Here is a 26,252-nt window from a genome sequence, read left to right on the forward strand (position 1 = left end):
TGCCCATCCAGGTGCGGCCGGTGACCAGCTGGAACGGCCGCGTCGAGATCTCCTGGCCGGCGCCGGCCACGCCGATGACGACCGACTTGCCCCAGCCGCGGTGCGACGATTCAAGCGCCTGCCGCATGACTTTCGTGTTGCCGGTGCAGTCGAAGGTGTAGTCGGCACCGCCGATCTGGTCGGCGCCGCGCTTGGTCATGTTGACGAGATGAGCCACGATATCGCCGTCGATCTCCTTCGGATTGACGAAATGCGTCATGCCGAATTTCTCGCCCCAGGCCTTCCTGTCGTTGTTCAGGTCGACGCCGATGATCATGTCGGCGCCGGCAAGCCGCAATCCCTGGATGACGTTGAGGCCGATGCCGCCGAGGCCGAAAACGACGGCCGTCGCGCCTTGCTCGACCTTGGCCGTGTTGATGACAGCACCGATGCCGGTGGTGACGCCGCAGCCGATGTAGCAGATCTTGTCGAAGGGGGCGTCGGCATTGACCTTGGCCACCGCGATCTCGGGCAGCACGGTGAAGTTGGAGAAGGTCGAGCAGCCCATATAGTGGAACAGCTTGTCCTTGCCGATCGAGAAGCGCGACGTGCCGTCGGGCATCAAGCCCTGTCCCTGGGTGGCGCGGATGGCGGTGCACAGATTGGTCTTGCGCGACAGGCAGGACGGGCACTGCCGGCATTCCGGCGTATAGAGCGGGATGACGTGGTCGCCCTTCTTGACCGAGGTGACGCCCTTGCCGACGTCGACGACGATGCCGGCGCCCTCATGGCCGAGGATCGCCGGAAACAGGCCTTCCGGGTCGGCGCCCGACAAAGTGAACTCGTCGGTGTGGCAGATGCCGGTTGCCTTGATCTCGACCAGCACCTCGCCATCACGAGGACCGTCGAGGTCGACCTCCATGATCTGCAGCGGCTTTCCGGCGGCGACAGCGACTGCGGCGCGGGTTTTCATCAGGCAATCCTCCCAAGGCAATCGACAAAGTTTCACGTTCCGACATTGTTGCGGATGATCTCGAAGTCGAAGACCGCGATCCGCTCAGTCACCGTCGTATCCCCCCGCGAAAAGGCATAGGACTAAAGCAGACACGTAAGTCCACTTGCAGGGGTTTGATAAATTTTGTGGGTCCGCTAAGCTCATCGTGGGCACCTTGAATTCGCGCTGGTCCGGGAACAATCGGACTTTAGTGCAAGAACGGGCAGTTTTATCGATGACGAGCGCGGTGCCAGGCACTCTCGCGGCCTTTTTGTGCTTTTTTTCCCAGACCGCCAACGTTCCGGACGTGATGGCCCAGGAAGTGACGGGCAAGCAACCGGCTGCAACGGACAGGCCGGAAAAAAAGATAACCGAAATCAAGATAGGTTATTTGCGGGCCTACGCGCCGCAACTGGCGCTTTCGCTGCTGGACCTGCCGCCACGCGACGAGGGTGTCGCCGGCGCCAATGTGGCGATCGGCGACAACAATACGACAGGAAAGTTCCTCAGCCAGAAATTCAGCCTCGACATAACCGAGATCAAGCCGGACGCCGACGCGGTCCAGGCGTTCAACGATCTGGTTGCCAAAGGTGACCGCTATGTGGTCGCGGACCTCTCGGCGAAGCAATTGCTGTCGATCGCCGACATCGCCCGCGACAAGGGCGTGCTGGTCTTCAATGTCGGTGCCACCGACGACAGCCTGCGCGAGGAAGACTGCCGCATAAATATTTTCCATGTCGCGCCGACGCGAAGCATGCTTGCCGACGCGCTGGCGCAGTATCTCGTGGTAAAGAAATGGCCGAATTGGGTGCTGCTCTACGGTTCGCATGAGCAGGATCATCTCTATGCGGACGCGTTGCGCCGCGCGGCGGCCCGCTTCGGCGGTCAGATCGTCGCCGAGAAGGAATTCAAGGACACCGGCACGGCGCGCCACACCGACACCGGTGCCACTCAGATACAGCAGCAGATCTCCGTGTTCACGCAGGATCTGCCGGAGCATGACGTGGTGCTTGTCGCCGATGAGAGCGAGGTGTTCGGAACCTACGTGCCCTACCGCACCTGGACACCGCGGCTGGTCGCCGGCACGGCCGGGCTTGTCGCATCGTCCTGGCATCCCGCGAGCGAGCAATGGGGCGGCATCCAGATGCAGAGCCGTTTCCTGAGGACGACCGGCCGGCGAATGCTGTCCAAGGACATGTCGGCCTGGACGGCGGTGCGGGCCGTGGGCGAAGCCAGCACGCGGACCAATGGCGACGATCCGAAGAAGATCAGCGACTACATCCGTTCGGACGATTTCTCGGTCGCCGCCTTCAAGGGACAGAAGCTGACCTTCCGCAAATGGAACCATCAGCTTCGCCAGCCCATCCTGCTCGGCGATACCAAATCGGTCGTCTCGACATCGCCACAGGAGGGTTATCTCCACCAGATCTCCGAGCTCGATACGCTCGGCGTCGATCAGCCGGAAACGAAATGCGTGCTTAAGTAGAACCAATCGGGAGGAATTTTCGTGCAGAGACGAGCTTGCGCACTCGCCATTCTCGCAATCGGCTTCATGGCCAATCCGGCGTCGGCCTACACGGTCTATGTCTCCAACGAGAAAGACAATACGATAACCGTGGTCGACACGGCGACGATGCAAGTGGTGAAGACCGTCGAAGTCGGCCAGAGGCCGCGCGGCATCACCATCTCGCATGACGGCAAGTTCATCTATTTGTGCGCCAGCGATGACGATACGATCGAAATCATCGATACCGCGACGCTGCAGATCGTCGGCACGCTGCCTTCCGGCCCAGATCCTGAATTGTTCGTGCTTTCGCCCGACGGCAAGACGCTCTACGTCGCCAACGAGGACGACAATCTCGTCACCGCGATCGACATCGAGCGCAAGCAAGTCATGACCGAGATTCCCGTTGGCGTGGAGCCTGAAGGCATGGCCGTCAGTCCCGACGGCAAAACCATGGTCAACACCTCCGAAACCACCAGCATGGCGCATTTCATCGACACCGACAGCCATGAGGTGACCGACAATGTGCTGGTCGACACGCGTCCGCGGTTTGCGCAATTCAAGCCCGACGGATCACAGATCTGGGTCAGTGCCGAGATCGGCGGCACCGTCAGCGTCATCGACAGTTCCAAACGCGAGGTGGTGAAGAAGATCCAGTTCGCGATTGCGGGATTGCGGCCCGAAACCATCCAGCCGGTCGGCATCGCCATCAGCGCCGACGGCAAGAAAGCCTATGTCGCGCTCGGCCCGGCGAACCATGTCGCCGTGATCGACACCGAAACCTACGAGGTGGAAAAATACATCCTCGTCGGCCAGCGCGTCTGGCATCTCGACTTCACCCCCGATCAGAAGACGCTGATCACCACCAACGGCAATTCCAACGACATCACCTTCATCGACACGGCGACCGACGAGCCGGTTCAATCGGTCACGGTGGGCCAGCAGCCTTGGGGCGTGGCCATATCGCCCCAATAGACCGCAGTGATTATCAGGGAGGCCGACATGATGAATGTTTGCCGCGTGGTTGCTGCAAGTGCACTAGATAACCAGCACGCCCCGAAGGAGTCAGCGGCATGCAGCATGTGAGGACAAGCGGCCCTGGAGACGAGGTGGCGGCGCTCGATGTTGCCGGCGTCAGCCATTCCTATGGCCCAAAGCGGGCGCTCGACGACGTCTCGTTCTCGATCGCGCCGGGAACTTTCACCGTTCTGCTCGGCCTCAACGGCGCCGGCAAGACAACTTTGTTCTCGCTGATCAGCCATCTTTACGACACCCGCCGCGGATCGATCCGCATCTTCGGCCATGATGTCAGCCGCGCTTCCGGCGAAGCGCTCAGGCGTGTCGGCATCGTGTTCCAGGCACGCACGCTCGACCTCGACCTCAGCGTCCACCAGAACCTCTCCTACCACGCCTCGCTGCATGGCATTGGCGGACACGAAGCCCGGCAGCGCATTGCCGCGCTGCTCGATACAGTCAACATGCAGGGACGTCAGCATGACAAGGCACGCAGTCTTTCCGGCGGCCAGATTCGGCGCATCGAGATCGCGAGGGCGCTGCTCCACCGCCCTTCCCTGCTGCTGCTCGACGAGGCGACGGTCGGTCTCGACATCCAATCGCGTGCGGGCATTCTCGCCACCATCCGCAAGCTCGTCGAAACCGAGGGCATTGGCGTGCTGTGGGCGACGCATCTGATCGATGAGGTTGAAGACGGCGACCATGTCGTCGTGCTGCGGCAGGGCGACCTGGTTGCCAAGGGCAAGGTCGCCGACGTCGTCATGGCCACGAGCGCCAATTCGATCCGCGATGCCTTTTCGAAGCTCAACCGCATCGGACCCGCCGACATGGCGGAGATATCGTCATGAGCGCTCCCGCAATGCCCGGAAAAGTCGCCGCCCTCACGCCGGTGAAGTTCGAACAATTTGGCCTCCGCCACTATCTCATTTGCCTCAAAGGGATCGTCCTGCGGGAGTGCCTGCGCTTCCTGCACCAGCGCGAGCGCTTCATATCCTCGCTGGTTCGGCCGCTTGTCTGGCTGTTCATTTTTGCAGCCGGATTCCGGCAGGTGCTCGGTGTATCGATCATCCCGCCCTACAAGACCTACGTGCTCTATGAGGTCTACATCACGCCGGGCCTGTGCGGCATGATCCTGTTGTTTTCGGGCATGCAGTCTTCGCTGTCGATGGTCTATGACCGCGAAATGGGCAACATGCGCACCCTGCTGGTCAGCCCCTTCCCGCGTTGGTTCTTACTGATGTCGAAGATGCTCGCCGGTGTCGCCGTGTCGATCGCGCAGGTTTACGCGTTTCTGATCGTTGCCTGGTTTTGGGGCGTCAAGGCGCCGCCGCTCGGCTATCTCACGGTACTGCCGGCGCTGTTCCTGTCGGGCATGATGCTGTGCGCGCTCGGCATGCTTTTGTCTTCGATGATCAAGCAACTCGAAAACTTCGCCGGCATCATGAACTTCGTCATCTTTCCCGGCTATTTCGCTTCTCCGGCCCTCTATCCCTTGTGGCGCATCCAGGAGGCGAGTCCGCTGCTTTACAAGATCTGCCTCGCCAATCCGTTCACCTATGCCGTCGAACTGATCCGCTTCGCCTTCTACGGCCAGGTTGACTGGCTGTCGTTGGGCGTGGTTGCCGGCTGCACGCTGCTGTTTTTTGCCGGGGCCATCATTGCCTACGACCCTTCGCGCGGCCTGATGACCCGCAAACAGGACACGGGAGGAAATGCCTGATGGCACGAATGAGCCTTGTTCGCAGCCTGGCTGTGGTTGCCATGCTCGCGCCGGGCGTGAACGCCATGGCGGCGAACACCGATCCGGACTGGCCTTGCATACAGCGCAAGGTACCGCAACTCTCGCTCGGCCAGATCTGGAACGGTCCGGAGCTTCCGCCAGGGGCAAAGGACTTGTCGAAGGACCCCGCCGTCTCCGCCCTGGTCGAGGAGGTGGCAGCCCGGCGGATGCCGATTGCCGAAGCCCAAAAGAAGATCAAGGTTTTCGCCGGCTCGCTGCCGGCCGAGCAGCTTGCACCGAAAATGGCGATGCTGGTGCAAGGCATGTTCGATCACATGGACGCCGAGCGTTCGCACGTGATCTCCGGCATTTCCCGTTACGCCCACAAGCAGCTCGAAATGGCCGCCGCGTTGCGCAAGGAAGCGTCCGACGTCGATGCGTTGCGAGCAAAGCCGGATGCAGATCCCGACGAGATCGAACGGCGAAGCGAACAGCTGAAATTCGCAACGCGAATTTTCAATGAACGCGTACAGTCGCTGACTTACGTCTGCGATGTGCCGACGATCATCGAGCAGCGGCTCTATCAATTGTCCAAGACTGTCTCGGACGCGCTCGCCGCGAAGAAATAAGCTCTCATTCGGTCTTCGCGGCGGATCTCACGATCCCTGGCCGGGCAGCACGCGCCAGCGCTGCACGAAATAACCGGGATGCATCTCGATCCACTGGGCTACCAGCGGCTGCGCCTGCATGAAGGCGGTCCCGGGATTCATCGCCAGGCCGTCCACCATCTGTTCGCGTTGTTCACAGGTCTGCGGCACATCCGTCAGGCAGACCATCATAACGAGCGTGTAAAGCATTACCCCTTGTCCCCATCGAATCCCGAACCCCATGCCCGGGAGGTTTCCGTGATACCGACCAATTTGCAGGGGTCGCACATACAGATCGCTTACGGGTGTGAAAGGACGTGGCCCCCGCTCTTTCGCGCCGCAACATAACATGCCGCTAATCTAACGCCAATGATCGCAGGGCGTTCTCCACTCCCTTCGCAGCTATCACGACGATCTTTGGCGTTCGGTATGCGGTCGTTCAGGTTGAATTTCGCCCGTCCAACGTCATCCCGCTCCGGTGTGCGGATAGAGTTTGCCGAACAGGGGCAGATACATCGCGCCCTTGCGCATCAGGAAATCGTGGAATGTCGCCATGGCCGGCGAGATCGCGTGATCGCTGCGCATCACCGAAAACCATTGCCGCCGGATCGGCATGCCGACAACATCGAGGATAACCAGCCGGCCGGCTTCGGTTTCGGCAGCGATGGTATGGGCAGAGATGAAGGCGATGCCGAGCCCGGCCATCACCGCCTGCTTGATCGTCTCGTTCGAACCCATCTCGACGCCGAGTTCGTCGATGCGGCCGGGCACGTCGCTCAGGAATATTTCCAGCGAGATGCGCGTGCCGGAGCCGGGCTCGCGAATGAGGAAATGTTCCTCGGCGATCCGTTCCTTGGATATCTCGCGTGCCGACGCAAGCGGGTGGTCTGGCGGCGCGATGATGACCAGCGGGTGATCGCCGAAAACCGAAGCTCGCACCGGGACTTCCTTCGCCGGGCGTCCCATCAGTGCGATATCGATGTCGTGGTTCTTCAGACTGTCGATCGTTTCGGCGCGGTTGCCGATGGCAAGCCGCATGTCGATGTCGGGATGCTCCTTCATGAAGCCGGCCATCAGCCGCGGCGCGAAATATTTGGCGGTGGAAACGACGCCGAGCCGCAAGCTGCCGATGCGCACGCCCTTGATCGCATCCATCTTGTCTTCGAGCAGACGAAGCCGCTCTTCGATGGCCTGTGCCGTCTCGACGAAGGCCAGACCCGCGGCAGTGGGACGCATGCCGTCCGACGTCCGGTCGAACAAGGCCAGTTGGAACTCCTCCTCCACCTGCCGCAACTGGATCGTCACCGCTGGAGGAGACAGGCCTAACGCCTTGGCTGCGCTGACGATTTTTCCGTGGCTGATGATTGCCTGAACGGTCTTGAATTGCTTGAGCGTGAGGTTTCTCATATGGCATACTAAATTTTTTTTAGTGCCAAAGTAAAGTTATTGAATTTTACTTATCCAATATCATTTGTTTTTCATTTCCCAATCCGGCCGATCCGAGGAGAGGCGGCTGGATCGGGAGGTTACGATGCCAGCGGCAACGCTCGACGCTTTTCTGAACTCCTATCTCGGCGAGCCGGACGAACTGCGCGCTGCGGTCGTGATGACCGTCCGTCGGCTGACGCAGGCGGCCACCACGATCCGCAATACCATCAATCAAGGGGTACTCGGCACCGCCTTTGCCGGAACCCGTGGCGCCAATGCTGACGGCGATGTTCAGAAGGATCTCGATATCTTCGCTGACGACATCTTCCTCGACGCCATGCGCCACGCTCCGGTCGCGCTCTACGCTTCCGAAGAACTGGAGCAGCCGGTGCTGCTCGACAAGCAAGCGCCTCTTGCCATCGCCATCGACCCGCTCGACGGCTCATCCAACATCGACACCAACGTGTCGATCGGAACGATCTTCTCGCTCCTGCCTGCAATTGGCGCGCCGGATGGGAATCCGGCCGCCTCTTTTTTGCAGGCAGGGGTGAACCAGCTGGGCGCCGGTTTCTTCATCTACGGCCCGCAGCTGGCGCTCGTTCTGTCGCTCGGCAGCGGCACGCATGTCTTCGTTCTCTCGACCAGGCTCGGCACATTCGTCCAGGCCTACGAGAGCCGGATCATCCCGCAGCGCACCGAGGAGTTCGCCATCAACGCCGCCAACTACCGGCATTGGGACGAGGCGGTGCGGCTCTATATCGACGACTGCCTCGAAGGCACCGAAGGCCCACGCGAGAAGGACTTCAACATGCGCTGGATCGCCTCCCTGGTCGCTGACTGCTACCGCATATTGATGCGCGGCGGCGTATTCCTGTATCCAGGCGACAAGCGCAAGGGCTACAGGCAGGGGCGACTTCGCCTCGTCTATGAAGCCAACCCGATCGCTTATCTCATCGAACAGGCGGCCGGTGCCGCCACCGATACGATCACCCGCATCCTCGAAATCCAACCCGAGAGCCTGCACCAGCGCGTGCCGATGGTTTTCGGATCGGCGCGGGAAGTGGCGCGCATCACCCGCTATCACACCGAGCCGAGCGCCATCGGCGAGCGCGCGCCGCTGTTCAGCCGCCGCGGCCTTTTCAGGGCCTGAACACCATGTCGGCAAAGCACCCCATCATCACCATCACCGGGTCGTCGGGCGCAGGCACCACCTCGGTCAAGCGCATCTTCGAGTTGATCTTCCGGCGTGAGAACATCGAGGCCGCCTTCATCGAAGGCGACGCTTTCCATCGCTACGACCGCGCCGCGATGAAGGCGAAGGTGGCCGACGAAGAGAAGGCGGGCAATCCCAACTTCACCCACTTCCATGCCGAAGCCAATGAACTCGGAATCCTGGAAGAGGTGTTTGACGAATATGGCCGCCGGGGAAGGGGAAGAACCCGCACCTACATCCATGACGAGGACGAGGAAAAGCAGTACGGCACGCCGCCGGGCAATTTTACCGAATGGCGCGAATTTCCTCCCAGCGACTTGCTCTTCTACGAGGGCCTGCATGGCTGCGTCGTCACCGACAAGATCAACCTGGCCAGACACGCGGACCTCAAGATCGGCGTCGTGCCGGTCATAAATCTCGAATGGATCCAGAAGATCCATCGCGACCGCGCAACGCGCGGCTATTCCACCGAGGCGGTGATGGACGTGATCCTGCGCCGCATGCCGGACTATGTCCGCTACATCGTCCCGCAGTTTTCGCAGACCGCCATCAACTTCCAGCGCGTGCCGATCGTCGACACCTCGAACCCTTTCATCGCGCGCTGGATTCCGACGCCCGACGAATCGATGCTGGTGATCCGCTTCGCCAATCCCCGCGGCATTGATTTCCCCTACCTGCTTTCGATGATCCACGACTCGTTTATGTCGCGGCCGAATTCCATAGTGGTGCCAGGCAACAAGCTCGACCTTGCCATGCAGCTGATCCTGACGCCGCTCATCCTGCAATTGATCGAACGCAAGAATCGCGTGTCGTGAGGAGGACGCCATGAACAGCCAAGCAGCAGCCCTGAAGCCTGTCGCCGCCGTCTCGGAGCGCGAGATGGCGAACGCCATTCGCGCACTGGCGATGGACAGCGTCCAAAAGGCCAATTCCGGTCATCCGGGCATGCCGATGGGCATGGCCGACGTCGCGACGGTGCTGTTCAGCCGCTTCATCAACATCGACCCGACGATGCCGGACTGGCCCGATCGCGACCGCTTCGTGCTTTCGGCCGGGCACGGCTCGATGCTGCAATATGCGCTGCATTACCTGCTCGGCTACGAAGACATGCCGATCGAGGAACTGCAGCGGTTTCGCCAGCTGGGCAGCCGCACCGCCGGACATCCGGAATATGGCCATGCCCTTGGCATCGAGACGACGACTGGTCCGCTTGGACAAGGCATTTCGACCGCCGTCGGCATGGCGCTGGCGGAGCGCATGCTTGCTGCCCGCCACGGCGCCGATCTCGTCGACCATTTCACCTACGTGATCGCCGGCGACGGCTGCCTGCAGGAAGGCATCAGCCACGAGGCGATCGACCTTGCCGGTCACCTGAAGCTCTCCCGGCTGATCGTCTTCTGGGACGACAATGCGATCTCGATCGACGGACCGACTTCGCTGTCGACGTCGATGGACCAGCCGGCACGGTTCAAAGCCGCTGGATGGCATGTCCAATCGGTGGACGGCCACGACACAGAAGCCGTTGGAGCGGCAATCGAAGCGGCGCAGCAATCGGACCAGCCGTCTCTGATCGCCTGCCGCACGGTGATCGGCAAGGGAGCGCCCAATCTGGGCGGCTCGGAAAAGACGCATGGCGCGCCGCTGGGCGATGCGGAGATGGCAGCGACGCGCGAAAACATCGGCTGGGCCTACGCGCCGTTCGAGGTGCCGGACGACATCCTTTTTGCCTGGCGCGAGATTGCCGACCGCGGTCAAGCGGCGCGGCGCACCTGGGAGCAGCGGCTTGCCGCTTCGCCAGGGCGCCAGGCCTTCGAGAGCGCGGTCGCCGGCAGACTGCCCGACGCGGTCTTCGAAGCGCTCGGCGCTTTCCGCAAGGAGCATGTCGAGAAGGCGACCAAGGTTGCAACGCGAAAAGCCTCCGAAATGGCGCTCGCCGCAATCAACACCGCAACCGACCTGACCGTCGGCGGCTCCGCCGATCTGACGCATTCGAACCTGACGATCACCAGGGGCATGGCTCGCATAGCACCGGATGAATATACCGGCCGCTACATTCACTACGGCATCCGTGAGCACGGCATGGCCGCGGCCATGAACGGCATCGCACTGCATGGCGGCTTCGTACCTTACGGCGGCACGTTCTTGTGCTTCGCCGACTATGCGCGCGGCGCGATGCGGCTCTCGGCGCTCATGGGCCAGCGCGTCATCTATGTGATGACGCATGATTCCATCGGTCTTGGCGAGGACGGCCCGACCCACCAGCCGGTCGAGCATCTGGCGATGCTGCGGGCGACGCCAAACCTCAACGTCTTCCGTCCGGCCGACATCATCGAAACGGCGGAGTGCTGGGAATTGGCGCTGAAGAGCGAAAACCGTCCGAGCGTGCTGGTGCTCTCGCGCCAGAACCTGCCGATGCTGCGCCAGACACAGAGCGACGAGAACCGGTCGAGCCAGGGCGCCTACATCCTGCGCGAGCCAGCCGAGCACCGCGCCGTGACGCTGATCGCCACCGGCTCGGAGGTCGAAATCGCTGTTGCCGCCGCCGAACGGCTGGAAACCGAGCACGGCATCGCCGCCGCGGTCGTCTCGATGCCGTGCTGGGAGCTTTTCGAGGAACAGGATGCCGGTACCCGCAAGGCGGTCCTCGGCTCGGCGCCACGCATTGCCGTCGAAGCCGCGGCGCGGCTCGGCTGGGACCGCTGGATCGGCGACACCGGCGCTTTCGTCGGCATGGCCGGTTTCGGCGCCAGCGCCCCTGCCCCGGATCTTTACCGGCATTTCGACATCACGCCCGAAGCCGTCGCGGCAGCGGCGCTGAAGCTCATCATCTAGGAGGACCCGACAATGGCCCGCATCACCCTTCGCCAGCTTCTCGATCATGCCGCCGAGCACGGCTACGGCGTGCCGGCATTCAACATCAACAACATGGAACAGGGCCTCGCCATCATGGAGGCGGCCAAGGCCTGCGACGCGCCGGTCATCATCCAGGCCTCGCGCGGCGCCCGCTCCTATGCCAACGACATCATGCTGGCGAAGATGATGGAGGCGTTGACCGAAATCCATCCGGCCATTCCGCTATGCATCCATCAGGATCACGGCAACAACGAAGCCACCTGCCTTTCGGCGATCCGCCACGGCTTCACCTCGGTGATGATGGACGGGTCGCTGATGGCAGACGCCAAGACGCCAGCAAGCTACGATTACAACGTCGCCATCACCGAACGTGTCGCACGCATGGCGCATTGGGTCGGCGCTTCCGTCGAAGGCGAGCTCGGCGTGCTCGGCTCGCTGGAAACCGGCCAGGGCGAGGCCGAGGACGGGCACGGCGCCGAAGGCGCGCTTTCCCACGACCAGCTTTTGACCGATCCCGATCAGGCGGTCGACTTCGTGACCACCACCCAGGTCGACGCGCTGGCGATCGCCTGCGGTACCTCGCACGGCGCCTACAAATTCAGCCGCAAGCCCGACGGCGGCATTCTGGCCATGCAGGTGATCGAGGCGATCCACGAAAAGCTGCCCAACACGCATCTGGTCATGCATGGCTCTTCCTCGGTGCCGCAGGAACTGCAGGACATCATCAACAAGTATGGCGGCGAGATGCCTCAGACCTTTGGCGTTCCGGTCGAGGAGATCGAGCGCGGCATTCGTTACGGCGTGCGCAAGGTCAACATCGACACCGATTGCCGCATGGCCATGGCCGGGCAGTTCCGCCGCATCGCGACGGAGGACCCGCGCGAATTCGATCCGCGAAAATTCCTGAAACCCGCCATGGACGCCCTGCGCGACCTTTGCCGTGATCGCTTCGAGCGCTTCGGCACCGCGGGCAATGCCTCGAAGATCAGGGTCATCGCCATGGACGAGATGGCGAAACGTTACGCCGCAGGAAAACTCGACCCGCATATCGCAACTGCGAAAGCCGCCTGAGCGGCAACAGGAGACCTGTCATGAACAAGATGGACATGCCGTCAGCAGGCACGCTCAAGGAAGGCAGCGAACGCTACAAGTCGGGCGTCATTCCCTACAAGAAGATGGGCTACTGGGAGCCGGACTACCGGCCCAAGGAGACCGACCTGATCGCCATGTTTCGGATCACCCCGCAGCCCGGCGTCGACCACGAGGAGGCGGCCGCCGCCATCGCCGGTGAATCCTCTACCGCGACATGGACGGTGGTGTGGACCGACAGGCTGACCGCCTGCGAGCTTTATCGTGCCAAGGCGTTCAAATCCGAGCCGGTGCCAAACACAGGTCCCGGCACCAGGATCGAGCAGCAGTACTTCGCCTATATCGCCTACGACCTCGACCTGTTCGAGCCAGGCTCAATCGCCAACCTGACTGCATCGATCATCGGCAACGTGTTCGGCTTCAAGGCAGTCAAGGCCTTGCGGCTCGAGGACATGCGCATTCCGGTGGCTTACCTCAAAACCTTCCAGGGCCCGGCGACCGGCATCGTGGTGGAACGCGAGCGGCTCGACAAGTTCGGCCGGCCGCTGCTCGGCGCGACGACGAAGCCAAAGCTTGGCCTGTCAGGCCGCAACTACGGCCGCGTCGTCTACGAGGCGCTGAAGGGTGGCCTCGACTTCGTCAAGGACGACGAGAATATCAACTCGCAGCCCTTCATGCACTGGCGCGACCGCTTCCTCTACTGCATGGAGGCTGTGAACAAGGCGTCGGCCGCCACCGGCGAAGTCAAGGGCCATTATCTCAACGTCACCGCCGGCACGATGGAGGAGATGTACGAGCGCGCCGAATTCGCAAAACAGCTTGGCTCCTGCATCGTCATGATCGATCTCGTCATTGGCTACACGGCGATCCAGTCGATGGCCAAGTGGGCACGCCGCAACGACATGATCCTGCACCTGCACCGCGCCGGCAACTCGACCTATTCGCGCCAGAAGAACCACGGCATGAATTTTCGCGTCATCTGCAAATGGATGCGGATGGCCGGCGTCGATCACATCCATGCCGGCACGGTGGTCGGCAAGCTGGAAGGCGACCCGCTGATGATCAAGGGTTTTTATGACACGCTGCGCGAGGAGCGCACGCCGCAGAACCTCGAAACCGGGCTGTTCTTCGATCAGGACTGGGCCTCGCTCAACAAGGTGATGCCCGTCGCCTCGGGCGGCATCCATGCCGGCCAGATGCACCAGTTGATCCATTATCTCGGCGAGGACGTCATCCTGCAGTTCGGCGGCGGCACGATCGGCCATCCGGACGGCATCCAGGCCGGCGCGACGGCCAATCGCGTCGCGTTGGAGGCGATGATCCTCGCCCGCAACGAGGGCCGCGACTATCTGCGCGAAGGGACCAGAATCCTCGAACAGGCGGCCAGATGGTGCACGCCGCTGAAGGCGGCCCTGGAGACCTGGAAGGACGTCACCTTCAACTACGAATCGACCGACACGGCCGACTTCGTGCCAACCGCAACGCCCAGCTTCTAGACGAAAGGAACCGTCGCCATGATGACCAATCCGGGAAACAAGGTCACGCAGGGACAGTTTTCGTTCCTGCCCGACCTGACCGATGAGCAGATTTCGGCGCAGATCAAATACGCGCTGAAAAACCACTGGGCGGTCAGCGTCGAGTACACGGACGATCCGCATCCGCGAAACACCTATTGGGAAATGTACGGCAACCCGATGTTCGACCTGAAGGACCCGGCGGGCATCCTGCTGGAAGTGAACAATTGCCGGAAAGCCATGCCCAACATGTACGTCCGGGTGACCGCCTTCGATTCGACCAAGGGCTGGGAAGCGCCGCGCATGTCGTTCATCGTCAATCGGCCGCCCAACGAACCCGGGTTCCGGCTGCTGCGCCAGGAGCGCGACGGCCGCAGCCAGGGCTATTCGATCGTGCCCTATGCGACCGACAGGCCCGAAGGCGAGCGGAGCTAGCCCAAACCATGCTGGATGCGATAGCAAAGGGCGCTGCCGCGCAGGACGAATCGGTTGATCTGCAGGCCGAGTTCGAGGCCTCTAACATCGACGAGGTGATGGACAAGCTCGACCGCGAACTCGTTGGCCTGAAGCCCATCAAGAACCGCATCCGCGAGATCGCGGCTCTCCTCCTGGTCGACCGGCTTCGCCGCAAGTTCGGGCTGACCTCGGGCGCGCCGACGCTGCACATGAACTTTACGGGAAATCCCGGCACCGGAAAGACCACCGTGGCGCTGAGGATGGCCGAAATCCTGCATCGTCTCGGCTATATCCGCGAAGGCCACATGGTCGCGGTGACGCGAGACGATCTCGTCGGCCAGTATGTGGGCCACACCGCGCCAAAGACCCGCGAAGTGATCAAGCGCGCCATGGGCGGGGTGCTTTTCATCGACGAGGCCTACTATCTCTACAAGCCCGAGAACGAACGCGACTACGGCCAGGAATCGATCGAAATCCTGCTGCAATGCATGGAAAACAACCGAGACGATCTGGTTGTAATTCTTGCCGGCTACAAGAACAAGATGGACCGCTTCTTCGACAGCAATCCCGGCATGCGCTCGCGCATCGCCCACCACCTCGATTTTCCCGACTACGGCGTCACCGAGCTGAAATCGATCGCCGAGATCATGCTGGCGGAACAGAATTACCGTCTCAGCGAGGCGGCGGCCAAGGCGCTCGAAGAGTATCTCCCGATCCGCATGCGGCTGCCGCATTTCTCCAACGCTCGCTCGGTCCGCAATGGCCTCGACCGGGCGCGGCTTCGCCAGGCCAACCGCCTTTTCGCGTCGCGCGACCGGGCGTTGACGAAAACCGACCTTATCACCATTGAGGAATCCGACATTCGCGGCAGCCGCGTGTTCGCGGAAGGTAAGCTCGAAGGCGAACCGGAGACGAAGGCGCGCTGACAAGATGAGGCCGGTTGGTGTGCAGCGACCGGAAACGGAAGACAGAATGGGAGCCGACGACCATGGGTACTAAGACAATCATCGCGCCCTCGGTGCTTTCTGCGGACTTCTCGCGGCTCGGCGACGAGGTCGAAGCCGTCGTCCGGGCGGGTGCCGACTGGATCCACCTCGACGTCATGGACGGCCATTTCGTGCCCAACATCACCTTCGGTCCGCCGGTGATCAAGGCGATCCGTGATCGAACGGACAAGATCTTCGACTGCCATCTGATGATCGCGCCGGCCGACTCCTATCTCGCCGCCTTCGCCGATGCCGGCTGCGACATCATCACGGTGCATGCCGAGGCTGGGCCGCATCTCGACCGTTCGCTGCAGGCAATCAGGAATCTCGGCAAGAAGGCCGGCGTGTCGCTCAACCCGGCGACGCCGGAAAGCGTCATCGAGTATGTGCTCGACCGGCTCGATCTGGTGCTTCTGATGACGGTCAACCCAGGCTTCGGCGGCCAGGCGTTCATTTCGGCGGTCATCGACAAAGTCAGGCGGGTCAAGGCACTGGTCGCCAATCGCCCGATCGACATCGAGATCGACGGCGGCGTCACGCCCGAGACCGCTCCGTTGGTCACCGCGGCCGGCGCCAATGTGCTGGTCGCCGGCTCGGCCATCTTCAAGGGTGGCACCGAGGCTGCCTATCGTGCCAATATCGGCGCCATCAGACAGGCGGCCGACGGGGCGATCCGGAAAGCCGCGTAAACTGTTTCATCGGAGGGCGAACATGGCGGCAATTCCACCTGTCTGCGATTTCGGCTGGCAAGCCATCGATGCCGTCTTGCCAGGGGTCGACGGCAAATCCCATTCGATCTTCAGTCACGCCGGTCCGAACGGGCTGGTGGTGGCCTTCATCTGCAACCACTGCCCCTATGTGAAGGCAGTGATTTCACGCATGGTGCGCGACGCCAACGACCTCAAGGCCGAAGGCATCGGCTTTGTCGCGATCAACTCAAACGATGCCGACGCTTATCCGGATGATTCCTTCGACAACATGAAGCTCTTCGCCAAGACGAACGGCTTCACTTTCCCCTACCTCCACGACGAGCGCCAGACGGTGGCGCGTGCATACGGAGCCGTTTGCACTCCCGATTTCTTCGGGCTCAACAACGAGTTGACACTGCAATATCGCGGCCGGCTGGACGCCGCGCGGCGCGACGCTGGACCGCCCCGGCTGAGGCGCGACCTGTTCGAGGCGATGAAGCAGGTTGCCCGAACCGGCGACGGGCCGCTGGACCAGATCGCTTCGATCGGCTGCTCGATCAAGTGGAAGGATGCCGCATGAATGTCGGCGTGGGAAGGCCGTTGCGGTCGCCGAAAGCGATCCTGTTCGATCTCGACGGCACGCTGGTCGATTCGGCGCCCGATCTAGCGGCCGCCCTCAACGAGTTGCTGGCCGGCCGCGATCTGCCGCCGCTGCGCCTGGAACAGGTCAAAGCCATGATCGGCGGCGGCGTCAGGAAACTGGTCGAGCGCGCCTTCGCGGCTTCCGGTACGCCGCTCCTCGGCAGCGCGCTCGAAGAGGCCATCCGCGTCATGGCGCCGATCTATCGCAGACATCTGACCGGCCTGACAAAGCTGATGCCTGGCGTCAGGGAGGTTTTCACGCATTTCCATTTGAGCGGAATAGCCATGGGCGTGGTGACCAACAAGCCGCAGTTGGCGGCTCGCGAAATCCTGCTGCATTTTGGACTGACGGAATATCTCAGCGCGATCGTCGGCGGAGACGCGGTGACATACTTGAAACCGGCGCCCGACGCTCTGTTGCTGGCGCTCGACCAGCTTCAGGTCGAACCTCGTGACACGCTGATGGTCGGAGACAGCAGCGCCGACGTGGCCGCGGCGCGCGCCGCCGGCATACCCGTCATTCTGCTGCGTGGCGGCTACACCCAAATTCCCGTTGAAGAGCTTGGCGCCGACCTCGTTTGCGACAGCTTGCTCGATCTGCCGTCCGCGATGCAGAGGCTGCAAGACGCTGCTTTACCCCAAGCGTAAAGCCCAGGCAAACGCTGGCCGGACGCAGTCCAAATGGCCGGCGGAGCCGCGTTACTTCGAGAATTGCTTCAGATAAGCGATGACGTTGGCGACGTCCTCGTCCTTTTTGAGGCCGACAAACGCCATCTTCGTTCCCTTGACCATGGCTTTCGGATCGTGAAGGTAGGTGGCCAACGTGGCTTCGTCCCATTTAACACCGGATTTCCCTGCCGCGACCATGGCTTGCGAATAGCTGAATCCGGGATGCGTGCCTGCCGTCCGGCCGATGACGCCGTTCAACGATGGACCGATCTTGTTCTTATCCTGGTCGGCGATATGGCAAACCTTGCATTTGGTGAAGACTTTCTCACCTGCCGCGGCATCCTGTGCCTGGGATTGGCTCGTGAAGGTCACAACGGATACGACGGCGAAAAATGCGATTGCGCGCATGGCATTTCCTCATTTGATCGTCTGGGTGCCCTGGACGATTTGCGCGTGTCGATGCTTTGACCGCCGGCATCCGCTTTTACGCGGGAGAGCGAACTATTCGCCCTTCCTCCCTGGAATGGCAGCACATGCACGCCTCGAAAAGCTAGACTGCCGATGAAGGAAGTCAATCGTACAAAGGTCCTGTTTCGTTTCCCGACTGCGCAAAGTGGAAGTGCGTAGCGACATGCGGTTCACATTATTGACGCGTATTGGCCGAACGCGTAGCCTAACTTCAACCCGTTTCCTGTTTGGGCACCTTCAGGAAATCCGATGCAACTCCACAGCACGACTCTGGAGAGATCGCCGCAGAGGCGACGATAGGTGCCAAATGGACATGGTCGATCTCATATTAACGGTTTGCCTGAGCGCCAATCCGGGCAATTGCCGAGATGGACACCTCTATTTCGAGAGCCGCGGCTCTCTGTTCCAATGCATGTTCCTGGCGCCCGGCGAGATCGCAAAATGGTCTCAGGAACATCCAAGTCTCAAGATCGTGCGCTGGAAATGTGCCTTTGGGAGCAAGGAACGAGCGATTTGATCGACATCCCTGGTTCAGCGACGGCCCCAGGAAGAGGAGACGTCACGATGATTTCGCGGCGCAAAACGCTGCGTTTGGCGGCTCTTGGGACAGCCGCCATCCTCGCCTCAAGGCCGGTTGCTGTCTTTGCAGCAGCCAAGGTCCGAATTGGTGTCCTGAAGTTTGGCACCGTGAGCTGGGAACTCAATACGCTGAAACAACACAAGCTCGACGAGGCCAACAGGATCGATCTCGAAATTGTCTATTTCGCCGGGGAGGATGCGACCAACGTCGCGATGCTGGCCGGCGCGATTGACATGATCGTGACCGACTGGCTGTGGGTCTCGCGCCAGCGCTCCGAGGGCGGCGACCTTACAATGGCTCCTTATTCGACCGCCGTTGGGGCAATCATGGTGAAGGAGGAATCGCCGATCCGGACGATCGCCGACCTAAAGGAAAAGAAGATCGGTGTCGCCGGCGGCCCGCTCGACAAGAGCTGGCTACTGATTCAGGCGCTGGCCAGACGCGATCACGGCCTCGACCTGCCGACAGCCAGTGACGTCGCCTTTGGCGCGCCGCCGCTGATTTCGGAAAAGGCGATGCAGGGAGAACTCGATGCGGTACTCAATTTCTGGCATTTCTGCGCCCGGCTCGAGGCCAACGGCTTTCGTCGGTTGATCGGCGCGGATGATGCGGCGAAAGCGCTCGGAGCCTCGGGCGCCGTGTCGGCGCTCGGCTACGTCTTCCACGACCAATGGGCGAACGAGAATCCGGATGCCGCCCGGGGCTTTGTCAAGGCCTCCAAGCAGGCCAAGGACTTGCTGGCCAGATCCGACCATGAATGGCTGCGTCTGGCGCCGCTCATTCGCGCGGAAGGCAAGGAGCTGGAAAAACTGCGCGACCGCTATCGCCAGGGCATTCCCAGACGGCCGGTCGCCGAAGAAGCGGCCGATGCGGGCAAGCTCTATCACGTGCTGGCTGCGATAGGTGGCGAGAAGCTGGTTGGCAGGGCGCCAGAGATGGCGCCCGGCACGTTCTGGCCGGAACTCGCGAAATGACCGCACCGGAGGACATGTCCGGTCGATCCAGCCTTGCGACGGCACTGACGCCAGCGCTGACGGTAGCGGTTTCCCTGCTCGGACTTTGCCTGCTGTGGAGCCTCGCGGCCCATCTGTGGCAAAGCCGTGCTTTCCCCTCACCAGGGCAGGTCTGGCAGGTGCTGCTCAGGGAAGCGGCGAGCGGCGACCTTTTTTATCATCTTGGCGCGACGCTCGGACGGGTTGCCGCGGCATACGTCGTCGCAATGATTATCGGCTCGGTCATCGGTGTCCTCCTTGGCAGCTACCGCGGTGCGGACCGGTTCTTCAATCCCTGGGTGATCCTGTTTCTCAACATTCCCGCGCTGGTGATCATCGTGCTCGCCTATATCTGGTTCGGCCTCAACGAGGCGGCGGCGATAGGCGCTGTTGCAGTGAACAAGATCCCGAATGTCGTAGTGACCATGCGCGAGGGCGCCAGGACGCTTGACCCACGTTATGCCGAAATGGCCGCCGTCTACCGCTTCGGCCCACTCGACCGCATCCGCCATGTTCTGCTGCCCCAACTGCAGCCCTATTTTGCCGCTGCCTCGCGATCCGGCATCGCTCTCATCTGGAAGATCGTCCTGGTGGTTGAACTGCTCGGACGTTCCAATGGCGTCGGCTTCCAGATCTATCTCTATTTCCAACTCTTCGACGTCGCCGCCATTCTTGCCTACACGCTGGCTTTCGTGGCGGTGATGCTTGTCATCGAACTCATCCTGGTGCAGCCCGTTGAACGACATGCAACCCGTTGGCGCCATCGCCCCGCTTAAGGTCGATATCGCCGAAAAGACCTTCAGATCCGCGCGAGGTGTCTCGGTAACGGCGCTTCAGGGTCTGTCCTTCGAGGTCCGGCAGGGCGAATTCGCCTGTCTGCTCGGGCCGTCGGGCTGCGGCAAGACCACGACGTTGCGTATCTTGCTTGGATTGGACAAAGACTTTTCCGGCTCTTTCCAACTGCCGCAAGGCGGCTCGAACCGCATCGCCGCCGTGTTCCAAGAGCCGACTTTGCTGCCATGGCGGACGCTCGAGCAGAATGTCAGACTGGCGCTGCCGAAAGGACTGAGGACGAAAAATCTCGACGGACTGTTCGCCAGTCTCGGCCTCACCGGCATGCGCTCGCTCTATCCAACGGAGCTTTCGCTCGGCCTTGCGCGCAGGGCAGCGCTTGCCAGGGCCTTCGCCAACGAGCCGGCGGTGCTTTTCCTGGACGAACCCTTCGTCTCACTCGATGAGCGGACCGCCGTGCGGCTTCGTCACCTGCTTCTGTCGGTGTGGTCGGCGCGGCCAACCACCGCCTTGATGGTAACGCACAATTTGCATGAAGCGCTGATGCTGTCGGACCGCATTATCGTGCTCGCGCCGCAACCGACCCATGTGCTGGGCATGTTCGACGTGCGGCTGCCGCGGCAATATCGCAATGCACGGGTGATGAGCGACCTCTTGCGGTCGTTCCATCGAAAATTCCCGGGCGTGACCTGATCGCCGCGGCGGGCGAAATGCAGATCGGAAAAGCCATGTCGATCGATGGGGTACGGCGCAGGGCGTCAGGCGGCTGTTCGGCTCCCGCGGTCAAGGCATGGACGAGGCCATGGCGACGATGGGACAGATGAAACTGCGCCAGTTCCCGCCTCAAGAGACGATGACGAAGGTGCAGGAGTTGCAGTTGATGATCCGCCCCCAAACAATTCGGGCCTGCAGCGGGATTCGCTTACCCAGTATTTCATTCCCGCGCACTTCATCCACGAACTGTCGATCTCTCAAGCCGATCAGCCGATTCTCTCGATGGAGGGCGGAACATCGATTTCGGAGGATCCCAATTTCCGGTTCGATTTCACGGCGCACGGCAATGGCGAAATCCGTGTCGAGGCGACAGACACGGATGGCAAGGTATTTCGCGGCCATTGGCCGATGGAAACGGCGGGACTGTGAGGCACCGTCACGCGCCTATTCCGCCTGACTAGAAGCAACGTACGTCGGCTTCCGCCTGCGCGCGTTTCAGTTCTGTGCGCGCCGCCTTAGCTGGCGCGCTTTCGCGAAACAATCCTGCGGCCTCCCCTGTCGTCAGCGACATGCTTTTGAAGGTCTCCGCCCTCTCATAGTGATCGTAGGGAAGGATTGAGGCGATAACATCGATCGAGCAGGAACAGCTTTCAAGCGCCTGACGTGTCTGGCCATTTGTTTGCATGCAGCCGAGCACGTAGTCGGCAATGGTTGCCGTTGGGTAGTCTCCCGCGGCGCTGGCGGGGTTCGCAAAGGCCAGTGTCGCCGTAAAGACCAGCGGCAAGGTGGAAGATCCGACAGATCTGATCATGAGGAAACCTCCAGTTGGCCTGGACACTATGCATCCAGACAGGATCATCGCGCCAATTGGCGACGTGCCGCAAAGCCAGTCAAGCTCCCATGGCCTCTGTATAGGACCAAAGGAGGAATGCCCTATCGACCGACAAGAGGCCTTCACGGCAGCTTCATGGACCCGTTCCGCACCTCGCTTCCAGCGATCATTTCATGTCTCGCCCACTATCGGCAGCCAACGAGACGCACGCATACTTACCCCGAGACGCTTCGTAAAATATATCGAAACAAAATCAAATACGCACCGCACCGTGAATACGGGAGTAATAGGATCAATATATATATCGCAGCTTGCGGCCAGCCTATCAATAGTTTGACGTAAGATGCTTCTCTTATCTGCTTCTATATATTGCAGCGCATCATAATCGATATTGCGGTGCAAGAACGCGCTGCGGGTTTTTGCTTGCTTGGCCTTTTACGATGACATAGCTTTTTCCCTGTTTCCGGCTTCAAGAGCGCCATCGTCAGGGAGCGGTGGCAGTCTTTCGAAGGCCAAGTGGGGCGGGCAGTTACGGTGCCCTCTGCTTGTCGGGGTAGGTCGTGACAGCTGCCGGAAATACTTCCCCACATGAATCGCTTGGGCAAGCCCTTGTGGGCTTGACGGTCGATTTGTCACTGTGAACCTCGGGAGGATTTCGGATGCGTGTACTTGCGAAAGCTACCTATATTCTGACGACCGCGGCGTTTCTGTCGCTCGGCGCGGCCTATACGGCTTCGGCCAACGAAGACCTTGCAAAGCTCGCATCGGATGCGAAGAACTGGGCGATGCAGACGGGTGACTACGCCAACACCCGCTATTCCAAACTCAAGCAGATCACCGCGGACAATGTGAAGAACCTGCAGGTCAAATGGAGCTTTTCCACCGGCGTGCTGCGCGGTCACGAAGGCGGGCCGCTGATCATCGGCGATGTGATGTATGTCCACACGCCTTTCCCAAATAACGTCTTTGCTCTCGACCTCAAGAACGACGGGAAGATCCTCTGGAAATACGAACCCAAGCAGGATCCGAACGTTATAGCGATCATGTGCTGCGACACGGTCAATCGCGGTGTTGCCTATGGTGACGGCAAGATCATTCTCAACCAGGCCGACACCACCGTCGTCGCGCTCGATGCCAAGACCGGTAAGGTCGCCTGGTCGGTCAAGAACGGCGACAAGACCGATGGCGGCAAGGGCGAATCAGGCACCTCTGCGCCCGTTGTCATCAAGGACAAGGTGCTCGTCGGTGTCTCCGGCGCCGAATACGGCGTTCGCGGCTGGATAGCCGCCTACAATCTGAGTGACGGCAAGCTCGCATGGAAAGCCTATTCGGAAGGTCCGGACGCAGACACCCTGATCGATCCCGAGAAGACCACCCAGCTCGGCAAGCCTGTCGGAAAGGATTCCGGCACGAACACCTGGGAAGGCGAACAGTGGAAGACAGGCGGCGGCACGACATGGGGATGGTATTCCTATGATCCCAAGCTGAACCTCGTCTACTACGGTACCGGCAATCCCTCGACGTGGAACCCGGTCCAGCGCCCCGGCGACAATCGCTGGTCCATGACAATCATGGCTCGCGATGCGGATACTGGTGTTGCCAAATGGCTCTACCAGATGACCCCGCATGACGAATGGGACTTTGATGGCATCAACGAGATGATTCTCGTCGACGGCATGGAGGTCAATGGCGCCAAGCACGACGTGCTGGTGCATTTCGACCGCAACGGCTTTGCCTACACCATGGACCGCGCCACCGGCGAACTTCTCGTCGCCAAAAAATACGATCCGGCAGTGAACTGGGCGACGGAAGTCAACATGGATCCCAAGAGCGACCAGTATGGCCGCCCGCAGGTCGTGGCCAAATATTCGACCCAGCAGAACGGCGAAGACACCAACTCGACCGGCATCTGCCCGGCCGCGCTTGGAACCAAGGACCAGCAGCCGGCCGCCTACTCGCCGAAGACCGGGTTGTTCTATGTGCCGACCAACCATGTCTGCATGGACTATGAGCCTTACAAAGTGAGCTACACCGCCGGTCAGCCCTATGTGGGCGCCACCGTGTCGATGTATCCGGCGCCTGGCGGTGACGGCAACATGGGCAACTTCATTGCCTGGGATGCAGCCAAGGGTGAGATCGTCTGGTCGAAGCCCGAGCAGTTCTCGGTGTGGTCGGGCGCATTGGCGACAGATGGCGACGTCGTCTTCTACGGTACCCTCGAAGGCTACATCAAGGCGGTCGATAAGGACGGCAAGGAACTTTACAAGTTCAAGACCCCGTCCGGCATCATCGGCAACATCACGACCTACGAGCATGACGGCAAGCAGTACATCGCCGTTCTGTCCGGCGTCGGTGGATGGGCCGGTATCGGTCTGGCAGGTGGTCTGCTTTCGCCCGATAACGCCGCTGCCTGGCATGGCGCCGTCGATCAGGGCCGTGCGCAGGGCGACGAGACCGCAGTCGTTGGAACCGCAGGACTGGGTGCCGTCGGCGGTTACGCGGCACTTGCCGACTATACGACGCTGGGTGGTCAGCTCACCGTCTTCGGCCTCCCGGACTGATAGCCGGGAAGAGCCTTACGACTAGGCTTGAAAAACGAGAGCCCGGGTCACCGGGAAGCCGGGAACCGGGCTCTCGATTGCGCCGCGCACCCAACACCGATCAATGCCGCTGCACAACGGCAGCCAGTGTCCCTGGCAAATGAAGGAAGTGTCTGAATGATCGTTCGCATTGCAGTTTCCGCTCTCGCGCTGGTCCTGCTGCCTCTGGCCAGCTCAAGTCTGGCACGGGCCGAAGACAGCATGGAAAAAGCCAAGGCGGTGAAGCAAGAAGGAGGCAAATATTTAGATGCGGACGGAAATCCGACCTACAAGATCGAAAACGGAACCGTCGATTGGTACACGTTCAGCGGGTACCGCCGGTATCACTCCGATTGCCATGTCTGTCACGGACAGGACGCAACAGGCTCGAGCTATGCGCCTGCCCTGGTCAATAGTCTGAAAAACATGGATTACGCCACGTTCCTCTCGATCGTCGCCGAGGGCCGCAAGAATGTCGGCGGCGGCAAGGAAAACGTCATGCCTGCCTTTGGCGACAACAAGAACGTCTATTGCTACCTGGACGACCTCTACGTCTATCTGCGCGCGCGCGCCGATGGCGCGGCGCCCCGCGGCAGGCCGCCCAAGCATGAAGACAAGGCCCAGGCAGCCAAGGATGCCGAGGCATCCTGCATGGGTGGATGATATGACCGGCCGCGATGCATCGAAGCTGCGCGTCGTTCTGCCGATCCTCGGCGCCCTCGCCTTGCTGCCGTCGAACGCCCTGGCGCAAGGTGCCGGCCTTGGCGCTGCGGGCGAACTGGTCGATCCCGACATTCTGCGCGTGTGCGCAGATCCCTCGAACATGCCCTTCACCGACAAGAACGGCCAAGGCTTCGAAAACAAGCTGGCTGAACTGGTTGCCAAGAAGACGGGGCGGAAATCAGTCGCTTACACATGGTTTCCCACTGTCACCGGCTTCGTGCGCAACACGCTGGGGGCCAACCGATGCGACGTCATCATGGGCTACGCCCAAGGCGATGAACTGGTGCAGAACACCAACGCGTATTATCGCTCCGCCTATGTGCTGGTGCACCCGAAAGGCAAGGGCATGGAGGGCGTCGAGACGATCGAAGATCCGAAACTTTCCGGCAAGAGAATCGGCGTCGTCGAAAGCACGCCGCCAACCGCCAACATGGCCGCCAACAAGCTTTTGCGGACCGCCAAGATCTACCCGCTGGCGGTGGATACGCGCGTCACCCCTTCCATGGGAGAGGTCATGATCAAGGACATGCTCGCAGGTAAGATCGACGCGGCGGTCCTGTGGGGGCCGATGGCAGGCTACTATGCCAAGGAGCTCGGAGCCGATGTCACGATCGTTCCGCTGCTGAAGGAAAAGACCGGCTCGCGCATGTCTTACCGCATCACCATGGGCGTACGTCCGTCCGACCAGGAATGGAAGCGGACGCTCAACCGGGTGATCAGGGAAAACCAGGCGGAGATCACCAAGATCCTGCTGGGTTACAATGTGCCGCTGATCGACGAGCACGACAATCCGATCACGCAATAACTGGGATGGCCAGGCCGAGGCAGGAATGTGGCAGGCGATGAAAGGAAAGGAAGCGATTTTGTTGCCCACGGCGGGTATCCCGGGCCTTACAGAGCCTGCATGGGCAGGCGAGGTCGACGAGCCCGCCGGCTATCGGCTGGACGGAGCGGACCAATTTGCCTGCAGGAGCGATGAGGAGAGACAAGGTTAGAAAGGACGTTCGTGGCAGCACATGGCTAGCCAACCTGGGGGACGGCGCTATTTCGCAGGAGACCGCCAGCTATTTTCGCCAAGGCCCCGCAGGCCACAGCTACTTTCGATAGTTTTGTTTTTCGGCTTTCAAAAACCTACTGTTTCATTTGTCCATTTTGAGACGTGATGGACGAGCCAT

The 26,252-nt window shown here is 61.1% G+C and carries 28 protein-coding genes; 23 read left to right on the forward strand and 5 right to left on the reverse strand.

Annotated elements, in window-relative coordinates:
- On the reverse strand, positions 1-952 hold a 952-nt coding region (locus tag NKI85_RS29365), incomplete at its 3' end, for an alcohol dehydrogenase catalytic domain-containing protein (protein WP_352779659.1).
- A gap of 331 nt (positions 953-1,283) precedes the next feature.
- Between NKI85_RS29365 and NKI85_RS29370 the strand changes: the two genes are divergently transcribed.
- The 5 genes from NKI85_RS29370 to NKI85_RS29390 all read left to right on the forward strand — a co-directional run bounded on the left by NKI85_RS29370 (position 1,284) and on the right by NKI85_RS29390 (position 5,840).
- A complete protein-coding gene (locus NKI85_RS29370) occupies positions 1,284-2,459 on the forward strand; it encodes an ABC transporter substrate-binding protein (RefSeq protein ID WP_502900740.1) in 1,176 nt (391 codons plus the stop codon).
- Between the two features lie 21 nt (positions 2,460-2,480).
- On the forward strand, positions 2,481-3,452 hold the full coding sequence (locus tag NKI85_RS29375; protein WP_352779663.1) for a YVTN family beta-propeller repeat protein: 972 nt from the start codon (positions 2,481-2,483) through the stop codon (positions 3,450-3,452).
- Between the two features lie 98 nt (positions 3,453-3,550).
- On the forward strand, positions 3,551-4,339 hold the full coding sequence (locus NKI85_RS29380; RefSeq protein ID WP_352531221.1) for a lanthanide ABC transporter ATP-binding protein PedB/LutE: 789 nt from the start codon (positions 3,551-3,553) through the stop codon (positions 4,337-4,339).
- A gap of 11 nt (positions 4,340-4,350) precedes the next feature.
- On the forward strand, positions 4,351-5,211 hold the full coding sequence (locus NKI85_RS29385; RefSeq protein ID WP_352531231.1) for a lanthanide ABC transporter permease protein PedC: 861 nt from the start codon (positions 4,351-4,353) through the stop codon (positions 5,209-5,211).
- Positions 5,211-5,840, forward strand: coding sequence for a hypothetical protein (locus tag NKI85_RS29390; RefSeq protein ID WP_352779665.1), 630 nt, complete (start codon positions 5,211-5,213; stop codon positions 5,838-5,840). Before NKI85_RS29385 ends, NKI85_RS29390 begins: the two co-directional genes overlap by 1 nt.
- A gap of 27 nt (positions 5,841-5,867) precedes the next feature.
- Here NKI85_RS29390 and NKI85_RS29395 read toward each other — a convergent pair whose 3' ends face one another.
- Together NKI85_RS29395 and NKI85_RS29400 are read right to left on the reverse strand one after the other, a co-directional pair.
- On the reverse strand, positions 5,868-6,068 hold the full coding sequence (locus tag NKI85_RS29395) for a hypothetical protein (RefSeq protein ID WP_352531217.1): 201 nt from the start codon (positions 6,066-6,068) through the stop codon (positions 5,868-5,870).
- Positions 6,069-6,323: 255 nt separating this feature from the next.
- Positions 6,324-7,265 (reverse strand): LysR family transcriptional regulator, encoded by a 942-nt coding sequence (locus NKI85_RS29400; RefSeq protein WP_352779667.1) that lies wholly within the window; start codon positions 7,263-7,265, stop codon positions 6,324-6,326.
- A gap of 124 nt (positions 7,266-7,389) precedes the next feature.
- Here NKI85_RS29400 and NKI85_RS29405 point away from each other — a divergent pair, with 124 nt between their 5' ends.
- The 10 genes from NKI85_RS29405 (at position 7,390) to gph (ending at position 17,376) form a co-directional block, all read left to right on the forward strand.
- On the forward strand, positions 7,390-8,436 hold the full coding sequence (locus NKI85_RS29405; RefSeq protein ID WP_352779669.1) for a class 1 fructose-bisphosphatase: 1,047 nt from the start codon (positions 7,390-7,392) through the stop codon (positions 8,434-8,436).
- A 5-nt stretch (positions 8,437-8,441) separates the two neighbouring features.
- Positions 8,442-9,314, forward strand: a complete 873-nt coding sequence (locus tag NKI85_RS29410) for a phosphoribulokinase (protein ID WP_352779671.1) — start codon at positions 8,442-8,444, stop codon at positions 9,312-9,314.
- Between the two features lie 10 nt (positions 9,315-9,324).
- Positions 9,325-11,331, forward strand: a complete 2,007-nt coding sequence (tkt, locus tag NKI85_RS29415; RefSeq protein WP_352779673.1) for a transketolase — start codon at positions 9,325-9,327, stop codon at positions 11,329-11,331.
- A gap of 12 nt (positions 11,332-11,343) precedes the next feature.
- Positions 11,344-12,423: a class II fructose-bisphosphate aldolase gene (gene fba, locus NKI85_RS29420; RefSeq protein WP_352779675.1), complete on the forward strand. Its 1,080-nt coding sequence runs from the start codon at positions 11,344-11,346 to the stop codon at positions 12,421-12,423.
- Positions 12,424-12,452: 29 nt separating this feature from the next.
- On the forward strand, positions 12,453-13,937 hold the full coding sequence (locus tag NKI85_RS29425; protein WP_502900741.1) for a ribulose-bisphosphate carboxylase large subunit: 1,485 nt from the start codon (positions 12,453-12,455) through the stop codon (positions 13,935-13,937).
- 18 nt (positions 13,938-13,955) lie between these two features.
- Positions 13,956-14,390 carry a ribulose bisphosphate carboxylase small subunit gene (locus NKI85_RS29430; RefSeq protein WP_127206186.1) on the forward strand — a complete coding sequence of 145 codons (435 nt, stop codon included), beginning with the start codon at positions 13,956-13,958 and terminating at the stop codon, positions 14,388-14,390.
- Between the two features lie 8 nt (positions 14,391-14,398).
- A complete protein-coding gene (cbbX, locus tag NKI85_RS29435; RefSeq protein WP_352779677.1) occupies positions 14,399-15,337 on the forward strand; it encodes a CbbX protein in 939 nt (312 codons plus the stop codon).
- 62 nt (positions 15,338-15,399) lie between these two features.
- Positions 15,400-16,086 carry a ribulose-phosphate 3-epimerase gene (gene rpe / locus NKI85_RS29440; RefSeq protein WP_352531201.1) on the forward strand — a complete coding sequence of 229 codons (687 nt, stop codon included), beginning with the start codon at positions 15,400-15,402 and terminating at the stop codon, positions 16,084-16,086.
- Between the two features lie 22 nt (positions 16,087-16,108).
- Positions 16,109-16,666: a thioredoxin family protein gene (locus tag NKI85_RS29445; RefSeq protein WP_352531199.1), complete on the forward strand. Its 558-nt coding sequence runs from the start codon at positions 16,109-16,111 to the stop codon at positions 16,664-16,666.
- Entirely contained in the window at positions 16,663-17,376 is a 714-nt protein-coding gene (gph, locus tag NKI85_RS29450; protein WP_352779679.1) for a phosphoglycolate phosphatase, read from the forward strand. Before NKI85_RS29445 ends, gph begins: the two co-directional genes overlap by 4 nt.
- A gap of 51 nt (positions 17,377-17,427) precedes the next feature.
- On the opposite strand, the gene NKI85_RS29455 is transcribed toward gph, so the two are convergent.
- Positions 17,428-17,805: a c-type cytochrome gene (locus tag NKI85_RS29455; protein WP_352531195.1), complete on the reverse strand. Its 378-nt coding sequence runs from the start codon at positions 17,803-17,805 to the stop codon at positions 17,428-17,430.
- Positions 17,806-18,172: 367 nt separating this feature from the next.
- Here NKI85_RS29455 and NKI85_RS29460 point away from each other — a divergent pair, with 367 nt between their 5' ends.
- The 5 genes from NKI85_RS29460 to NKI85_RS29480 are packed head-to-tail and all read left to right on the forward strand — an operon-like array spanning position 18,173 to position 21,372.
- Positions 18,173-18,382, forward strand: coding sequence for a hypothetical protein (locus NKI85_RS29460; protein ID WP_352779681.1), 210 nt, complete (start codon positions 18,173-18,175; stop codon positions 18,380-18,382).
- A 47-nt stretch (positions 18,383-18,429) separates the two neighbouring features.
- On the forward strand, positions 18,430-19,419 hold the full coding sequence (locus tag NKI85_RS29465; RefSeq protein WP_352779683.1) for an ABC transporter substrate-binding protein: 990 nt from the start codon (positions 18,430-18,432) through the stop codon (positions 19,417-19,419).
- Entirely contained in the window at positions 19,416-20,213 is a 798-nt protein-coding gene (locus NKI85_RS29470) for an ABC transporter permease (RefSeq protein ID WP_352531189.1), read from the forward strand. Before NKI85_RS29465 ends, NKI85_RS29470 begins: the two co-directional genes overlap by 4 nt.
- On the forward strand, positions 20,182-20,922 hold the full coding sequence (locus NKI85_RS29475; RefSeq protein ID WP_352531227.1) for an ABC transporter ATP-binding protein: 741 nt from the start codon (positions 20,182-20,184) through the stop codon (positions 20,920-20,922). The genes NKI85_RS29470 and NKI85_RS29475 overlap by 32 nt, the downstream gene beginning before the upstream one ends.
- A gap of 45 nt (positions 20,923-20,967) precedes the next feature.
- Positions 20,968-21,372: a thiosulfate oxidation carrier complex protein SoxZ gene (locus tag NKI85_RS29480; RefSeq protein ID WP_352779684.1), complete on the forward strand. Its 405-nt coding sequence runs from the start codon at positions 20,968-20,970 to the stop codon at positions 21,370-21,372.
- Between the two features lie 28 nt (positions 21,373-21,400).
- Here the strand turns inward: NKI85_RS29480 and NKI85_RS29485 are convergent, their stop codons facing one another.
- Positions 21,401-21,754 (reverse strand): hypothetical protein, encoded by a 354-nt coding sequence (locus NKI85_RS29485; RefSeq protein ID WP_352531185.1) that lies wholly within the window; start codon positions 21,752-21,754, stop codon positions 21,401-21,403.
- Between the two features lie 806 nt (positions 21,755-22,560).
- On the opposite strand from NKI85_RS29485, the gene NKI85_RS29490 reads away from it, so the two are divergent.
- The 3 genes from NKI85_RS29490 (at position 22,561) to NKI85_RS29500 (ending at position 25,882) form a co-directional block, all read left to right on the forward strand.
- Positions 22,561-24,336 (forward strand): methanol/ethanol family PQQ-dependent dehydrogenase, encoded by a 1,776-nt coding sequence (locus NKI85_RS29490; protein ID WP_502900742.1) that lies wholly within the window; start codon positions 22,561-22,563, stop codon positions 24,334-24,336.
- A 156-nt stretch (positions 24,337-24,492) separates the two neighbouring features.
- The gene (locus NKI85_RS29495; protein WP_352531181.1) at positions 24,493-25,017 is read left to right on the forward strand and encodes a c-type cytochrome, methanol metabolism-related; all 525 of its coding nucleotides are present in this window, start codon (positions 24,493-24,495) and stop codon (positions 25,015-25,017) included.
- Between the two features lies 1 nt (position 25,018).
- Positions 25,019-25,882: a substrate-binding domain-containing protein gene (locus tag NKI85_RS29500; RefSeq protein ID WP_352779690.1), complete on the forward strand. Its 864-nt coding sequence runs from the start codon at positions 25,019-25,021 to the stop codon at positions 25,880-25,882.
- Positions 25,883-26,252 lie beyond the last annotated feature (370 nt).

This window comes from Mesorhizobium sp. M0571, assembly GCF_040320985.1.
GTDB lineage: Bacteria > Pseudomonadota > Alphaproteobacteria > Rhizobiales > Rhizobiaceae > Mesorhizobium.

What these genes read in the sequence shown, in the direction of transcription:
- NKI85_RS29370 (WP_502900740.1), top strand. Translation starts at nt 1,284, where the DNA reads ATGGCCCAGGAAGTGACGGGCAAGCAACCGGCTGCAACGGACAGGCCG.
- NKI85_RS29380 (WP_352531221.1), top strand. Translation starts at nt 3,551, where the DNA reads ATGCAGCATGTGAGGACAAGCGGCCCTGGAGACGAGGTGGCGGCGCTC.
- NKI85_RS29385 (WP_352531231.1), top strand. Translation starts at nt 4,351, where the DNA reads ATGCCCGGAAAAGTCGCCGCCCTCACGCCGGTGAAGTTCGAACAATTT.
- NKI85_RS29390 (WP_352779665.1), top strand. Translation starts at nt 5,211, where the DNA reads ATGGCACGAATGAGCCTTGTTCGCAGCCTGGCTGTGGTTGCCATGCTC.
- NKI85_RS29395 (WP_352531217.1), bottom strand. Translation starts at nt 6,068, where the DNA reads ATGCTTTACACGCTCGTTATGATGGTCTGCCTGACGGATGTGCCGCAG.
- NKI85_RS29400 (WP_352779667.1), bottom strand. Translation starts at nt 7,265, where the DNA reads ATGAGAAACCTCACGCTCAAGCAATTCAAGACCGTTCAGGCAATCATC.
- NKI85_RS29405 (WP_352779669.1), top strand. Translation starts at nt 7,390, where the DNA reads ATGCCAGCGGCAACGCTCGACGCTTTTCTGAACTCCTATCTCGGCGAG.
- NKI85_RS29410 (WP_352779671.1), top strand. Translation starts at nt 8,442, where the DNA reads ATGTCGGCAAAGCACCCCATCATCACCATCACCGGGTCGTCGGGCGCA.
- tkt (WP_352779673.1), top strand. Translation starts at nt 9,325, where the DNA reads ATGAACAGCCAAGCAGCAGCCCTGAAGCCTGTCGCCGCCGTCTCGGAG.
- fba (WP_352779675.1), top strand. Translation starts at nt 11,344, where the DNA reads ATGGCCCGCATCACCCTTCGCCAGCTTCTCGATCATGCCGCCGAGCAC.
- NKI85_RS29425 (WP_502900741.1), top strand. Translation starts at nt 12,453, where the DNA reads ATGGACATGCCGTCAGCAGGCACGCTCAAGGAAGGCAGCGAACGCTAC.
- NKI85_RS29430 (WP_127206186.1), top strand. Translation starts at nt 13,956, where the DNA reads ATGATGACCAATCCGGGAAACAAGGTCACGCAGGGACAGTTTTCGTTC.
- cbbX (WP_352779677.1), top strand. Translation starts at nt 14,399, where the DNA reads ATGCTGGATGCGATAGCAAAGGGCGCTGCCGCGCAGGACGAATCGGTT.
- rpe (WP_352531201.1), top strand. Translation starts at nt 15,400, where the DNA reads ATGGGTACTAAGACAATCATCGCGCCCTCGGTGCTTTCTGCGGACTTC.
- NKI85_RS29445 (WP_352531199.1), top strand. Translation starts at nt 16,109, where the DNA reads ATGGCGGCAATTCCACCTGTCTGCGATTTCGGCTGGCAAGCCATCGAT.
- gph (WP_352779679.1), top strand. Translation starts at nt 16,663, where the DNA reads ATGAATGTCGGCGTGGGAAGGCCGTTGCGGTCGCCGAAAGCGATCCTG.
- NKI85_RS29455 (WP_352531195.1), bottom strand. Translation starts at nt 17,805, where the DNA reads ATGCGCGCAATCGCATTTTTCGCCGTCGTATCCGTTGTGACCTTCACG.
- NKI85_RS29460 (WP_352779681.1), top strand. Translation starts at nt 18,173, where the DNA reads ATGGACATGGTCGATCTCATATTAACGGTTTGCCTGAGCGCCAATCCG.
- NKI85_RS29465 (WP_352779683.1), top strand. Translation starts at nt 18,430, where the DNA reads ATGATTTCGCGGCGCAAAACGCTGCGTTTGGCGGCTCTTGGGACAGCC.
- NKI85_RS29470 (WP_352531189.1), top strand. Translation starts at nt 19,416, where the DNA reads ATGACCGCACCGGAGGACATGTCCGGTCGATCCAGCCTTGCGACGGCA.
- NKI85_RS29475 (WP_352531227.1), top strand. Translation starts at nt 20,182, where the DNA reads ATGCAACCCGTTGGCGCCATCGCCCCGCTTAAGGTCGATATCGCCGAA.
- NKI85_RS29480 (WP_352779684.1), top strand. Translation starts at nt 20,968, where the DNA reads ATGGGGTACGGCGCAGGGCGTCAGGCGGCTGTTCGGCTCCCGCGGTCA.
- NKI85_RS29485 (WP_352531185.1), bottom strand. Translation starts at nt 21,754, where the DNA reads ATGATCAGATCTGTCGGATCTTCCACCTTGCCGCTGGTCTTTACGGCG.
- NKI85_RS29490 (WP_502900742.1), top strand. Translation starts at nt 22,561, where the DNA reads ATGCAGACGGGTGACTACGCCAACACCCGCTATTCCAAACTCAAGCAG.
- NKI85_RS29495 (WP_352531181.1), top strand. Translation starts at nt 24,493, where the DNA reads ATGATCGTTCGCATTGCAGTTTCCGCTCTCGCGCTGGTCCTGCTGCCT.
- NKI85_RS29500 (WP_352779690.1), top strand. Translation starts at nt 25,019, where the DNA reads ATGACCGGCCGCGATGCATCGAAGCTGCGCGTCGTTCTGCCGATCCTC.